Source organism: Microbacterium sp. C7(2022) (assembly GCF_028823665.1).
Lineage (GTDB): Bacteria > Actinomycetota > Actinomycetes > Actinomycetales > Microbacteriaceae > Microbacterium.
This window is the reverse complement of record NZ_JAPEHV010000006.1, coordinates 303,237-316,511: the sequence shown is the minus strand read 5'-3', so window position 1 is coordinate 316,511 and position 13,275 is coordinate 303,237. Positions and strand designations below refer to the sequence as shown.

Annotated in this window: 12 protein-coding genes; 8 read left to right on the top strand and 4 right to left on the bottom strand. The window is 67.6% G+C overall.

Annotated elements, in window-relative coordinates:
* Positions 1 to 35 precede the first annotated feature (35 nt).
* Positions 36 to 1,484, top strand: coding sequence for an NAD(P)H-quinone dehydrogenase (locus ON062_RS11830; protein ID WP_274647338.1), 1,449 nt, complete (start codon positions 36 to 38; stop codon positions 1,482 to 1,484).
* Positions 1,485 to 1,532: 48 nt separating this feature from the next.
* Here ON062_RS11830 and ON062_RS11825 read toward each other — a convergent pair whose 3' ends face one another.
* Together ON062_RS11825 and ON062_RS11820 are read right to left on the bottom strand one after the other, a co-directional pair.
* On the bottom strand, positions 1,533 to 3,299 hold the full coding sequence (locus ON062_RS11825; RefSeq protein WP_274647337.1) for a biotin carboxylase N-terminal domain-containing protein: 1,767 nt from the start codon (positions 3,297 to 3,299) through the stop codon (positions 1,533 to 1,535).
* 78 nt (positions 3,300 to 3,377) lie between these two features.
* Positions 3,378 to 4,064: a nucleoside triphosphate pyrophosphatase gene (locus ON062_RS11820; protein WP_274647336.1), complete on the bottom strand. Its 687-nt coding sequence runs from the start codon at positions 4,062 to 4,064 to the stop codon at positions 3,378 to 3,380.
* Between the two features lie 35 nt (positions 4,065 to 4,099).
* Here ON062_RS11820 and ON062_RS11815 point away from each other — a divergent pair, with 35 nt between their 5' ends.
* Genes ON062_RS11815 through ON062_RS11800 form a run of 4 tightly spaced genes read left to right on the top strand, consistent with a single transcriptional unit; the run spans position 4,100 to position 8,367 of the window.
* Positions 4,100 to 5,425 carry a class I SAM-dependent RNA methyltransferase gene (locus tag ON062_RS11815; RefSeq protein WP_274647425.1) on the top strand — a complete coding sequence of 442 codons (1,326 nt, stop codon included), beginning with the start codon at positions 4,100 to 4,102 and terminating at the stop codon, positions 5,423 to 5,425.
* A complete protein-coding gene (locus ON062_RS11810) occupies positions 5,422 to 6,099 on the top strand; it encodes a response regulator transcription factor (protein WP_274647335.1) in 678 nt (225 codons plus the stop codon). The genes ON062_RS11815 and ON062_RS11810 overlap by 4 nt, the downstream gene beginning before the upstream one ends.
* Entirely contained in the window at positions 6,089 to 7,330 is a 1,242-nt protein-coding gene (locus tag ON062_RS11805) for a sensor histidine kinase (RefSeq protein WP_274647334.1), read from the top strand. Before ON062_RS11810 ends, ON062_RS11805 begins: the two co-directional genes overlap by 11 nt.
* The gene (locus tag ON062_RS11800) at positions 7,327 to 8,367 is read left to right on the top strand and encodes a hypothetical protein (protein ID WP_274647333.1); all 1,041 of its coding nucleotides are present in this window, start codon (positions 7,327 to 7,329) and stop codon (positions 8,365 to 8,367) included. The genes ON062_RS11805 and ON062_RS11800 overlap by 4 nt, the downstream gene beginning before the upstream one ends.
* 257 nt (positions 8,368 to 8,624) lie before the next feature.
* On the opposite strand, the gene ON062_RS11795 is transcribed toward ON062_RS11800, so the two are convergent.
* Both ON062_RS11795 and ON062_RS11790 read right to left on the bottom strand, forming a co-directional pair.
* Positions 8,625 to 8,843, bottom strand: coding sequence for an acyl-CoA carboxylase subunit epsilon (locus ON062_RS11795; protein ID WP_274647332.1), 219 nt, complete (start codon positions 8,841 to 8,843; stop codon positions 8,625 to 8,627).
* Positions 8,840 to 10,429: an acyl-CoA carboxylase subunit beta gene (locus ON062_RS11790; RefSeq protein WP_274647331.1), complete on the bottom strand. Its 1,590-nt coding sequence runs from the start codon at positions 10,427 to 10,429 to the stop codon at positions 8,840 to 8,842. The genes ON062_RS11795 and ON062_RS11790 overlap by 4 nt, the downstream gene beginning before the upstream one ends.
* Before the next feature lie 100 nt (positions 10,430 to 10,529).
* Between ON062_RS11790 and ON062_RS11785 the strand changes: the two genes are divergently transcribed.
* The 3 genes from ON062_RS11785 (at position 10,530) to ON062_RS11775 (ending at position 13,170) form a co-directional block, all read left to right on the top strand.
* The gene (locus ON062_RS11785) at positions 10,530 to 11,318 is read left to right on the top strand and encodes a biotin--[acetyl-CoA-carboxylase] ligase (protein WP_274647330.1); all 789 of its coding nucleotides are present in this window, start codon (positions 10,530 to 10,532) and stop codon (positions 11,316 to 11,318) included.
* 77 nt (positions 11,319 to 11,395) lie between these two features.
* Positions 11,396 to 11,986: a PH domain-containing protein gene (locus ON062_RS11780; protein WP_274647329.1), complete on the top strand. Its 591-nt coding sequence runs from the start codon at positions 11,396 to 11,398 to the stop codon at positions 11,984 to 11,986.
* Between the two features lie 47 nt (positions 11,987 to 12,033).
* Positions 12,034 to 13,170 carry a 5-(carboxyamino)imidazole ribonucleotide synthase gene (locus tag ON062_RS11775; protein ID WP_274647328.1) on the top strand — a complete coding sequence of 379 codons (1,137 nt, stop codon included), beginning with the start codon at positions 12,034 to 12,036 and terminating at the stop codon, positions 13,168 to 13,170.
* Positions 13,171 to 13,275: the final 105 nt, after the last annotated feature.

Sequence of the window (13,275 nt, the reverse complement as noted above, 5' to 3'; positions counted from 1 at the left end):
ACGACGCGGGGGCCAGTAGGGGGAGAATAGACATCATGTCCTTGAGCTTCGAGCGCACTCAGAGCGTCGCCATCATCGGCGGCGGACCCGGCGGCTACGAGGCGGCGTTGGCCGCCGCACAGCTCGGCGCGGAGGTGACTGTCGTCGAACGCGCCGGTATCGGTGGATCGGCGGTGATCACCGATGTGGTGCCGTCGAAGACGCTCATCGCCACAGCCGACGCGGCGGTGGCGATCGCGGGTGCGAGCGACTTGGGCGTGCAGTTGTTCGCGAAGGGCAAGGACGGCAAGCCCCTCAAGCCCGAGATCGCCATCAACCTGTCGGCGATCAACAAGCGTCTGCTTTCGCTCGCTCGCCAGCAGTCGGACGATATGCGCGCCTCGCTTGCTGAAGCGGGAGTGCGCATCGTCTCGGGTTATGGGCGTCTGGAGGGGGAGAACGCCGTGGTGGTCTCGACTGAGCCCGGCGGCACCGACTTCGACCGCATCGAGGCGGACACGTTCGTCATTTCGGTGGGAGCGTCCCCGCGCGAGCTCGCCAGCGCGAAGCCCGATGGTGAACGCATCCTCACCTGGACTCAGCTCTACGACATGAAGTCGCTCCCCGAGCACCTCATCGTCGTCGGGTCGGGTGTCACCGGCGCCGAGTTCGCCGGCGCGTACATGAACCTGGGGGCGAAGGTCACGCTGGTTTCTAGCCGCGATCAGGTGCTTCCCGGTGAAGACAAGGATGCCGCGGCCGTGCTCGAGCGTGTGTTCAAGCGCGGCGGTATGCAACTGCTGTCGAAGGCCCGCGCCGACAAAGTCGAGCGCGTCGGCGACGGCGTGGTCGTCACCCTCAGCGATGGCCGCGAGATCGAAGGCAGCCACTGCCTCATGGCGGTCGGCTCGATCCCGAACACCGCCGGCATCGGTCTCGAGGAGGCGGGCGTCCAGATGACGGATTCCGGACACATTCAGGTCAACCGCGTCGCGCGCACGTCGGTCCCGAACATCTACGCCGCCGGTGACTGTACGACGTTCGTGCCGCTCGCTTCCGTCGCGTCGATGCAGGGCCGCACCGCGGTCTTCCATGCGCTGGGCGACACTGTCATCCCCCTCGAACGTCGGCGCATCACCTCGAACATCTTCACCGCCCCCGAGATCGCCACTGTCGGATGGCAGGAGAAGGACATCGAGGACGGGCTGATCAATGCTGTGGTCCACAAGCTGCCACTGGCGGCCAACCCACGCGCGAAGATGATGGGCATCAAAGACGGCTTCGTCAAGCTGATCGCTCGCCGCGGATCGGGAAGTGTCGTGGGAGGTGTGATCGTGGGGCCACGTGCCTCCGAGTTGATCTACCCGATCGCGATCGCCGTCGAGCGTCGCCTGACCGTCGACCAGGTCTCACGCGTGTTCGCGGTGTATCCGTCGCTGGCGGGCAGCATCACCGACGCGGCACGCGCGATGCACGTCGTAGACCACCAGATCTACGGGGCCTGACCCCCGGTGGCGGTTGCGGCACCGATGAGGGGATGCCGCAACCGCAGATCACGAGATGGTGAGCAGCTGGTGACCGGCTGACACCGTGGTGCCGGGGTCAGCGTTGATGCTGCCGATGATGCCGTCCTTATGAGCCTGGATGGGCTGCTCCATCTTCATCGCCTCGAGCACGACGACCAGGTCGCCCTTGACGACCTGCTGGCCCTCGGCGACGGCGACCTTGACGATGGTGGCCTGCATCGGCGACTTCACCGCGTCACCCGACGCGCCGGCGACCACGGTGGTGGCGTGCGATCGACGCGACGGGGGAACAGCGACAGGGCGACCCTGCGTGGGGGTCGTGGTGACGACGCGATCGGGCAGGCTCACCTCGAGGCGCTTTCCGCTCACCTCGACGACTACTGTGTGCCGCGACTCGGTGGGCTTGGGAGCCTCGGCCTCGCCATCCCACGCGGGAATGTCGTTGACGAACTCGGTCTCGATCCACCGCGTGTACACGCCGAACGTGCCGTCTTCTGCGGCGAAGGCCGGGTCGCGCACCACCTTGCGGTGGAAGGGCAGCACCGTCGGCATTCCGGCGACTTCGAACTCGTCCAGAGCCCGCCGCGACCGTTCGAGCGCTTCGTCGCGTGTGCGACCGGTGACGATGATCTTGCCCAGCAGTGAGTCGAACGCGCCACTGACCGAGTCGCCTGCGGTCACGCCGGAGTCGAGTCGGATGCCGGGGCCGCCGAACGTCTTGAACACGTGAATGGGGCCGGGCTGCGGGAGGAATCCGCGACCGGGGTCTTCGCCGTTGATGCGGAACTCGATCGAGTGGCCGTCGGGCTGAGGGTCGTCGTAGCCGATCTCTTCGCCTTCGGCGATGCGGAACTGCTCGCGAACCAGATCGATGCCGGTGACTTCTTCGGAGACCGGGTGCTCCACCTGCAGGCGCGTGTTCACCTCGAGGAACGACACGGTGCCATCAGCGCCGATCAGGAACTCGCACGTGCCCGCACCGACGTAGCCCACTTCGCGCAAGATCGCCTTCGACGAGGAGTACAGCAGGGCGTTCTGCTCGTCGGTGAGGAACGGAGCGGGTGCCTCTTCGACGAGCTTCTGGTGCCGACGCTGCAGTGAGCAGTCGCGCGTGGAGATCACCACGACGTTGCCGGCGGCATCCGCCAAGCACTGAGTCTCGACGTGACGCGGCTTGTCGAGGTACTTCTCCACGAAGCATTCGCCGCGCCCGAAAGCGGTGATCGCCTCGCGCGTCGCGGACTCGAACAGTTCGGGCACCTCTTCGATGGTGCGAGCGACCTTCAGGCCGCGTCCGCCGCCACCGTAGGCGGCCTTGATGGCGATTGGCAGGCCGTGCTCTGCGACGAAGGCCAAGACATCGTCGGTGCCGTCCACTGGCCCGGGAGTGCCCGGGGCGAGGGGCGCGCCGACCTTTTCAGCGACGTGCCGCGCGGTGACCTTGTCACCCAGGGCTTCGATCGCCTCGGGCGAGGGGCCGATCCAGACCAGGCCCGCAGCGATGACCGCGCGCGCGAAGTCGGCGTTCTCGGCCAAGAACCCGTACCCGGGGTGCACCGCGTCGGCGCCCGAGCGGCGGGCGACCGAGAGGATCTTCTCGATCGACAGGTACGTCTCGGCGCTCGTCGAGCCTTCGAGCGCGTACGCCTCGTCGGCGAGGCGGGCATGCATGGCATCCCGATCCTGATCGGCATAGACCGCGACGGACGACTTTCCCGCGTCGCGAGCGGCGCGGATGACACGGACGGCGATCTCGCCGCGGTTTGCGATGAGCACCTTGGCGATCTGAGGCATGGTTGTCAGCCTATCGAGCACCCCGCGCGCGCTTTTGAGCGCTCCCTACAAGAACCTCGCGAAAACATCTGCCACCGCCTACAACGCGGCGGTCGTGCCGTGCTCGGTAAGTGAGGGATCGACACTGCCCCACAGTCCCGTCCATTCGACCCCGAGTTCGCGGATCAGCGTCCGCAGGGTCGACAGCGACATCCCCACCACGGTCGAGGGGTCGCCGTCGATGCGGGTGATGAACGCCCCGCCCAAACTGTCGACGGTGAACGCCCCCGCGACGTGCAGCGGTTCGCCGGTGGCGACGTACGCATCGATCTCGTCGTCGGTGATGTCGGAGGCAAAGGTGACGGATGCCGCGGCGACGGCGTGCACCTCACGCGGCGGTTGCCCGGGGATGAGCCTGACGACGGCGTGGCCCGAGTGAAGCACTCCGGTCTCGCCGCGCATCTCGAGCCACCGGCGCCGGGCGTTCTCGGGAGTGTGGGGCTTGCCGAGCACCTGACGGTCGATGGCGAACATCGAGTCGCCGCCGATGACGATGCCGTCGAAATCGGGGATGTCGTCCACCAATCGGGCAGCCACATCTCCGGCCTTGCGCCGAGCAAGCAGGAGCACGTGCTCTTCTGGCGACAGAGTGCGCTGTTCCGCGGCCTCCACCGCCGCGACGACCGCTTCTTCATCGACATCCGGGGCGAGAGTCAGTGGGCGGATCCCGAACTGGTCGAGCAGCATGAGGCGGGCGGGGGATGTCGAAGCGAGGCACACGCGCATGCCTCCCACCGTAGGCTCTATGCGTGGATGATTCGATGAACCCGGGCGACAGCGTCGAACTCGATGTGTCGGCGGTGGCGCACGGCGGCATCTTCGTCGCACGGCACGAGGGCCGCGTCGTGTTCGTCTCGGACGCGATCCCCGGCGAACGGGTGCGCGTCCGCCTAACCGATACGCGCAAGAAGTCGTTCTGGCGCGCAGACACCGTCGAGATCCTCGATGCCTCGCCGCACCGTCGCCCACACGTGTGGTCTGCCGCTGACGTGCATGTCGCTCCGGAAGATCGCCCGGGCGGGGCAGACTTCGGGCACATCGAGCTCGGGCACCAGCGTGCGCTCAAGCGCGAGGTAGTCATCGACGCGCTGCGACGCTTTGGTGGGCTCGACGTGCCGGTGGACATCTCCCCGGTCACCTCTGCCTCGGGCGAGGGCGGCACGATCGACTCAGAGAACGCCGAGGGAACTCGGTGGCGCACGCGCGTGAGCCTCCACGTCGACCCCGACGGGCGCGTGGGGCCCTACGCGGCGCGCAGCCACCGCGTCATCGAAGTCGATGATCTGCCCCTCGCGACTTCTGAGATCGCTGCCGTCGCCCGCGAGATTCGCTCCGGTGCGCCCGGACGCATCGATTTGGTTCAACCGTCCGATGGACGTGTCCGCGTGCTCGCGCGACCTGAAGAACGACCGCGATCGAAGCCCGGAATGCGCTCGCGTACTCCCGAGGTCGTGATCGAGTCTGTCGCTGGGCGCGACTTCAGAGTGGATGCCACGGGCTTCTGGCAGGTTCATCGCCTCGCGGCGCACACTCTGACCGGCGCAGTGCGCGACGCGCTGCGCGGCATCCGCTCTGATTTGCCAGGCGTCGATCCCGACGGCTGGCACCTGGATCTGTATGGGGGTGTCGGGCTCTTCGCCGCCACGCTCGGTGAGCTCGGCGGGCCGTCCACCCGGGTGACCAGTGTCGAGAGCGATCCACGAGCGACCGAACACGCCGGTGAAAACCTCGCCGAATGGGTGGGAGCGCGCGCCGAGACGGCTCGGGTCGATCGTTGGCTCGAAACACTCGCCAGTGATGCGACCGCCCGTGAGCGCGAGCGGCTGGCCCGCGGAGTAGTGCTGCTGGATCCGCCCCGGGCGGGCGCGGGGCAGCGAGTCGTCGACGCCGTCGCATCGCTTGCGCCATCGGCCGTCGTCTATGTCGCATGCGACCCCGTCGCCCTCGCGCGGGACCTCGCAACCTTTCGTGCCCGGGGGTACGAGCCGGCGCGCGTGGACGCATTCGATCTCTTCCCGAATTCGCACCATGTTGAAGCGGTCGCCGCCCTCACCCGAGTCGGCGACGGCGAGGGCCCGGCGCGATGACCCGTATTGCGCTGATCGATGACCACGAGTCCGTGCGGCTCGGACTCGAGGCGGCCTGCGCGCGCAGCGACGGAAAGCAGGTCGTCTTTTCGGGCAGCTCTGTGATCGAGTATCTGCGCTGGCGTCGAACTGGCGGGGGCGCACCGGCCGATGTTGTCGTGCTCGATCTCACGCTGGGCGACGGAACGACCGTGTCGGAGAACGTCACGCGCCTCGTGTCGGATGGTTCGAGCGTGATCATCCATAGCGTCGCTGATCGCCCCGCGGCTGTGCGCGAAGCGCTCACCTCAGGTGCTGCCGGAGTGGTGAGCAAAGCATCGCCGATCGACGATGTGATCGGCGCGATCCGCGCCGTCGCGCGGGGGGAGCTGCTCAACAACGTCGAATGGGCGAGCGCGATCGATGGCGACCGCGACTTCGCGGATGCGCAGCTTTCGGCGAGGGAGCGCGACGTTCTGCGTCTGTATGCGGCTGGTTTGCCGTTGAAGGCTGTCGCCGATCGGCTCGGGATTGCCTACTCGACGGCGAAGGAGAACATCACCCGCGTGCGCGTGAAGTACGTCGAGGTCGGGCGACCAGCCCCGACCAAGGTCGATCTCATGCGACGCGCGCTGGAGGACGGAATCCTGGCGGAAGCCGGTACGAACTCGGCGGAGGCGGCTCGTGAGCGCTGACGAGCAGACCCTGCTCGAGAGGGCGTGGGATCACATTCCCTCCACGAGGGAATCGACCCAGGGGATCGGTTCGTTCACGAGAACGCGCGTGGAGCGCATCATCTCGCTCGCCGCAGGGCTCGGTTCGCTCGCGCTGGGCACGCAGGCATTCGTCGAAGCGATCGGCTCCACCGATGCGTTGCCGGCCTGGCAGCTTCCGCTGATGCTCGTCGCGTTCGGCACGCTGGCGGTGATGGTGTTGGCGTGTTTCGTGGGCCGTGGCGTCCGGCTCGGAGCAGGCGCGTTCGCCGTGTCCTATGTGCTCGTGCTCACCGTGTGGCCGATCGCCACCCAGGGGCTCATCCCGACGAGCACCCACCAGCCATGGATCTGGTTCCTCGTCAACATCGCCACGCTCGCCGCGGTGCTGGCATTCCCGATGCCTCTGCAGGTGGTGTGGACGATCATCGTTCCGCTCTGGTACGGAATCGTGCGCGTGATCCAGGGCGAGTTCGCTCGGGAGACGATCTTCGCCACCGCGCTCGATGTGTCATTCGCGCTCATCCTGGGTGGGGTCATTCTCACGCTCGGGTGGCTGTTTCGCTCCATGGCAGCGAACGTCGACGGGACCCGCGCCCGGGCGGTGACGTCCTATGGCGACGCGGCTGCCGCCGATGCCGCCGAACACGAGCGCGCTGAGGTTGCCGCCCTCATGCACGACAGTGTTCTCGCCGCGCTGATCGCCGCAGAGCGCGCGCGTACCGACCGCGAGCGTACCCTCGCCACCGCGATGGCGCGGGATGCGCTCACCCGGCTTGCGAACGCGGAGAACGATCCGCGCGAGGGCAGCGATGACCCCTCGGATGCCGCGACCGTGGCGCACGACCTCGAAGCCGCCGCACGCGACCTGGGGCGCCCTGTCGAGGTCGAGGGCGGGGCATCGAGCGGACTGATTCTGCCCGGTCGAATCGGACGCGCGCTGACGCTCGCCGCGACGCAGGCGATCGCCAACTCTCTGCAACACGCCGGGGGAGAGGGATTGCGCGTCGCCGTGTCGACGACACCGACGAGGATCGAGATCACGGTGTCGGATGCCGGAAGTGGCTTCGACGTGCACGCGGTTCCGGATGATCGCTTGGGAATCAAGGCATCCATCATCGCCCGCGTCGCGGCCGTCGGTGGTCGTGCCTCTGTCGACTCAGGGCCGCACGGCACGCTCGTCGTGCTGTCGTGGGGAGAGGATGCCTCGTGATCAGCGTAAGAAACGTGCTCATCGCCCTCGGGCTGGCGTTCTCGGTGTACCTGGCTGTTCGCGGACTCTGGTGGACCGAGCAACCCGCTCTGCCGTGGCTCAGCCTGTGCGCACTGGCGCTGTACCTGACCACGGTGCTCATGTGCATTCTGTGGACTCCGCGCACGGCGCCGACGCTCTCGCGGGATGGGCGCCCCATTTCGCCGGACCGACTGCCTCTGACCGCCCAGGTCATGGCGCTCGGCAGCGCCGCGGTTGTGCCGTCCGCCGTTGAGATCGCCGCCGGGCCGGATCTGCGCGCCGCGTCGTTCGCCACCTGGTACCTCGGGGGCATCGGCGCGCTCATGGTCGTGGTGATGATTCGTCACCGCCCGGCCACCGCATGGACGGGAATCGGGCTGCTCGCCGTCTCGTCCATCGCGTGGCTGGGCCTCACCCGTGCCTTCGCCCTGGGCCTGCTCGGCTCCATGGTGTGGGTGCTTGTCGCGCAGCTACTCGTTCGTTCGATCGATCGCGCGGCGCGCGACACCGACAGGCTCACACAACTGCAGCGCGCCGCCACGGCATGGCAAACCACGCATGTCGTGCGCCAGCGCGAACGGCGTGTGCAGGTGCAGCGCGCGCTCGCCGTCGCCGGGCCCGTGCTTTCTCGCACGGTAGCCAATGGTGGCAACCTCGACGAAGCGGACCGTCTAGAAGCGCGTGTCGCCGAGGGGCGGCTGCGGGACGAGATGCGCGGACCGCGGCTGATCGATGACGCGGTGCAGGCGGAACTCGAGAAGGCGCGCCGCCGCGGGGCGACCGTGACGGTGCTCGACGAGGGCGGCCTTGATGGTCTCGATGATGCATCCTTGAGGGCGATCCGCGGCCAGCTCGCGACTGTTCTGCAACGCGCCACCTCCGACCGACTGTACATTCGCACGTCCACCAATCCGGCCGTGGCCGTCACAGTGGTGGGTCGTTCGGGCGCATCGGCGGGGCTCAGCGACGAGGACTCAGTGGACCTCTGGCACGAGATTCCTCACGCCACCAGCTGACGTATCGCGGAGACGGGAATCACCCAGCGTGGGAAGACGCGAGGGGTGAGAGAGGCGAGGGGCGGCGAAGCCGCCCGCCCCTCGCCATGCGGACGGTTACCCGAAAACCGTCCGCGGGGCCGAACCTGAGCTTTCGTCAGTGCGAGAAAGCAGGTCAGCCGAACGCAGAAGCGTTCCAGCAATAAGTAGTCTGCCGGGCGTCAACGGGTTTGTATGTAGGTATTTTGGGGGACAAATTTCCTCCCCGAGTCTCGATGTCAGCCGTGCACCCAGCCGCGTTCGCGGCGGAGCGGCTGACGCAGCCCGCGCTGTGCGTGCGACCACGCGCTGCGGGCGGGGGTGTCCTCCACAACGGCCGACTCTGCCTCGGCGACATAGGCTTCGCGCACGACAGCGATGAGCGCGGCGAGTTCTTCCTCGGTCGGTGCGCCGCGGAGGACCTCGATGTGCACCGGAGCAGGCTGGTCGTCACTCACAGTGGGATGTTCCCATGCTTCTTCGGCGGCAGGCTCGCGCGCTTGCCACGTAGTGCTCGCAGCGCCTTGGCGATCGAGACGCGCGTCTGCGCGGGCTCGATGATTCCGTCCAGCTCGCCGCGCTCGGCCGCCAGGAAGGGGGAAGCGACGTTGTAGGTGTACTCGTTCGCCAACCGAGTGCGAACGGCAGCGACGTCCTCGCCGGCGGCTTCGGCGCGCTTGATCTCGCCGCGGTACAGGATGTTCACCGCGCCCTGTCCGCCCATCACCGCGATCTCGGCCGTGGGCCACGCCAGGTTGATGTCTGCGCCCAGCTGCTTCGAACCCATGACGATGTAGGCGCCGCCGTAGGCCTTGCGCAGAATGACGGTCACCAGGGGGACCGTGGCTTCGGCGTACGCGTACAGCAGCTTGGCGCCGCGACGAATCACGCCGGTCCATTCCTGGTCGGTGCCGGGAAGATAGCCCGGCACATCGACGAGCGTCACGATGGGAATCGAGAAGGCGTCGCAGAACCGCACGAATCGGCTGGCCTTCTCGCCGGCCTCGATGTTGAGGGTTCCGGCCATCTGAGAGGGCTGGTTGGCGATGATGCCCACGCTGCGCCCTTCGATGCGGCCGAAGCCGATCACGATGTTCGGGGCGAACAGCGGCTGGACCTCGAGGAATTCCTCGGCGTCCACGATGCCGCGGATGACGGTGTGGATGTCATACGGCTGGTTGGGGGAGTCGGGAATGATCGTGTTCAGCGCGCGGTCGGCGTCGGTGGTCTCGAACTCGAAGCCGCTCTCGTAGATCGGAAGTTCGGCCATGTTGTTGTCGGGCAAGAAGCCGAGCATCGTGCGCACGTAGTCGATCGCGTCGTCTTCGTCGTCGGCGAGGTAGTGCGCGACACCCGACCGGGTGTTGTGCGTGTACGCGCCGCCGAGCTCTTCCATCCCGACGTCTTCACCGGTGACGGTCTTGATGACGTCGGGGCCGGTGACGAACATCTGGCTGGTCTTGTCGACCATTACGACGAAGTCGGTGAGGGCGGGGGAGTACACGGCGCCGCCCGCGGCCGGGCCCATGATGATCGAGATCTGCGGGATCACACCCGAGGCCTGCGTGTTCAGCCGGAAGATCTCGCCGTACTTGCCGAGGGCAACGACGCCCTCCTGGATGCGCGCGCCACCCGAATCGAGGATCCCGATGATCGGGATGCCGCTACGCAGTGCGAATTCCATGACCTTGATGATCTTCTCGCCAGCGACCTCGCCGAGCGAGCCGCCGAAGGTGGAGAAATCCTGCGAGTAGACGGCGACGGTGCGACCGTGGATGGTCCCGACGCCGCTGACGACGGAGTCGCCATAGGGGCGCGAGCGGTCCATTCCGAACGCGGTCGTGCGGTGACGCACGTACTCGTCGAGTTCGACGAAGCTGCCCGGATCGACGAGGAGTTCGATGCGCTCGCGGGCGGTGAGCTTGCCCTTGGCGTGCTGCTTCTCGAGGGCCGTCTTCTCGGCGTCGACGACGGCCTCTTGGTATCGGGCGCGGAGGTCGGCGATCTTGCCGGCGGTGGTGGAGAGATCGGGCTGGTCGGTCACGCGTTCCACACTATCGGCGGTGAGGTTCGGTTCGTTGGAGAGAACGCACAAGGGCTTCGAGGCTGTGCTGTGGAATCGTCCAACCAGTAGGTTCTGTGGTGTGTCAGATCCTCTGCAGAGCTTCCCTCGTGCGTCGGCGCTCAGCCCGCGCCTGGAAACCCTCGCCTCGACCGCATCAACGAACGCTGACCTGCTGCGGGCTGTCGCGGGAGATCCGGGCACGTGGCCGGATCTGTCGGTGATCCTCACGACAGATCAGCGTGCGGGGCGGGGAAGGCTCGACCGCGTGTGGACGGCCCCGGCCGGGACGGCTCTTGCGGCATCCGTCGTCGTCGACTGCACCGGGATCCCGATGGCGGTGCGAGGGTGGGTGCCACTTCTTGCTGGCGCCGCGATGACCCGCGCGGTATCTGAGCAACTGCCCGGCGAAGGGGAGCGGGTCCGGCTGAAGTGGCCCAACGACGTACTCGTCGATGGCGCGAAGCTGTGCGGAATCCTCGCCGAAGTGGTCCCCGGGAATCCGGATGTCGTCGTGGTGGGCTCGGGCGTCAACACCGCAATGACGCGCGACCAGTTGCCGGTCCCGACAGCGACGTCGTTCGCCGTCCTCGGCGTGACCTGCGACGTCGATGCTCTCGTGGCGTCATATCTGACACACCTCCGTGCGCAGATCGGCGCACTGCGCGGGGCAGACGGCAACGTCGAGGCACTCGTGCGAGATATCGAGTCGTTGTGCGCCACCCTCGGGCGCGACCTCACCGTCTCCCTTCCTGACGGCACGGTATTGCGCGGAGTCGGGCAGCGGATCGAAACAGACGGGCGCCTGGTGGTCGCAACCGGCGACCGCGAGGTTGCTGTCTCAGCGGGTGACGTGGTGCACGTGCGCTGACGCGGCCGCGCACACCCGAGTCAGCGCGCCGGGGCGTGGCATCCGTCGATGTCGTCACCTCGCGCCAGAATGGGACCATGACCGAACCGGTGGGCGTAGGGGGCAGGCCGCTGCTACCGGCGCCCGGCATGCCCGCCGCGGCTGAGATGCGCATCGCGACGATTCGTGCGCACGCGCGCCGCCTGTTCTGGTCGGCGCTGATCCTGATCGCTGTCGCCGGCGCGTGCGGCTACTTCTATGACAATCTGCCCGCCGGTCTCGAGGATTGGATGCTGTTCTCCGCCGCAGGCGCCGTCGTGCTGCTCCTCGTCGTCATCCCGTTCGTGCGTTGGCGATCAAAGTCGTGGACGGTCACCACCGAGCGCGTGCTCGCCCGATCCGGCGTCTTGCGTGTGCGGCGCCGCGAGCTGCGTCACGTACGCGGCTACACGATCGCGGTGCGCCGCGGCCTTCTGCAGCGGATGTGGGGCGCGGGGACCCTCACACTCTCGAACGGCGTCGACGAGCCGCTGCGCATGACCAACATCCCGCACGTGATGCTCGTGCACGAGACGTTGGTCGATCAGGTCGAGGTGAGCCAGATTCTCGCCCATCGTGATGCGCAGTCCGCACCCGACGAACCTGAAATCCCGCCGCGTCCGCCCGCGCCGCCAGCTCCGGTGGTCTGACGAGGCTCGTGATTCGCCCTCCCTCGTCGGTAGGGGAAGATGGAGGCATGTCGCTGAAAGTCGGAGTTGTCGGGGGCGGCCAGCTCGCCCGCATGATGATCGCACCCGCCGTCGAGCTGGGTGCTCACATTCGCGTGCTGGCCGAAGCCGAGGGCATGTCGGCCTCGCTTGCCGCCAGCGCCGTCGGTGACTATCGCGACGCCGAAACGGTGCTCGCCTTCGCGCGCGACGTCGATGTCATCACATTCGACCACGAGCACGTGCCGCAGGACGTGCTCGCAGCCCTCGTCGATGCCGGAGTTTCCGTGCACCCCGGGCCGCATGCGCTCGGCGTCGCGCAGGACAAGCTCGTCATGCGCGCCCGCATGGAGGAACTTGGGATGCCGCAACCGGACTGGGCTGCCGTGACCGGGCGCGACGAGCTGCAGGCGTTTCTCGACGACCACGGCGGACGGGCGGTCGTGAAGACTCCGCGCGGCGGCTACGACGGCAAGGGCGTGCGCGTCGTGTCGGCAGCCACCGAGGCGGACGACTGGTTCACGACCCTCGCCGAGGATGGCAACGGCGGTGCGCTTCTCGTGGAAGAACTCGTCGACTTCTCGCGCGAACTCGCCCAGCAGGTTGCTCGCCGGCCCTCGGGGCAGATGGCGGTGTACCCGGTGGTCGAGACCGTCCAGCGCGGCGGAGTGTGCGCCGAGGTCATCGCGCCCGCGCCGCGCGCGGGTGAACGGCTCGCCGAGGTCGCCGCCTCCATCGGCACCGCCGTCGCGGAGGGCTTGGGCGTCACGGGCATGCTTGCTGTTGAGCTCTTCGAAACCACCGACGAGCGCCTTCTCATCAACGAACTCGCCATGCGCCCCCACAACAGCGGACACTGGTCGCAGGATGGCGCGGTCACGAGCCAGTTCGAGCAGCACCTGCGCGCGGTGCTCGACCTTCCGCTGGGTGACACGTCGCCGCGCGCGCCGTGGTCGATGATGGTCAACATCCTCGGCGGGCCGGCCGAGGCATCCCTCGAATCCCGCTTCGCTTCGGTGATGGACGAGCACCCCGCGGCCAAGGTGCACACCTACGGCAAGGCGCCCCGGCCAGGCCGCAAGGTCGGCCACATCAACGTTTCGGGTTCGGATCTCGACGACGTCGCCTACCAGGCGCGGGCGGCTGCATCCCACTTCGAAGACTGATTGTGGGCGCTGCCCGAGCGCGCCGTTGCGGGGTTCTTCCAGTCTCTCGCCCTACCCTTGACGAGTGACAACGCCACTGCATTCTTCTGACGCCCCGCTCGTGGG

Coding starts and splice junctions, on each gene's coding strand:
- ON062_RS11830 (WP_274647338.1), top strand. CDS start 36: ATGTCCTTGAGCTTCGAGCGCACTCAGAGCGTCGCCATCATCGGCGGC.
- ON062_RS11825 (WP_274647337.1), bottom strand. CDS start 3,299: ATGCCTCAGATCGCCAAGGTGCTCATCGCAAACCGCGGCGAGATCGCC.
- ON062_RS11820 (WP_274647336.1), bottom strand. CDS start 4,064: ATGCGCGTGTGCCTCGCTTCGACATCCCCCGCCCGCCTCATGCTGCTC.
- ON062_RS11815 (WP_274647425.1), top strand. CDS start 4,100: ATGAACCCGGGCGACAGCGTCGAACTCGATGTGTCGGCGGTGGCGCAC.
- ON062_RS11810 (WP_274647335.1), top strand. CDS start 5,422: ATGACCCGTATTGCGCTGATCGATGACCACGAGTCCGTGCGGCTCGGA.
- ON062_RS11780 (WP_274647329.1), top strand. CDS start 11,396: ATGACCGAACCGGTGGGCGTAGGGGGCAGGCCGCTGCTACCGGCGCCC.
- ON062_RS11775 (WP_274647328.1), top strand. CDS start 12,034: ATGTCGCTGAAAGTCGGAGTTGTCGGGGGCGGCCAGCTCGCCCGCATG.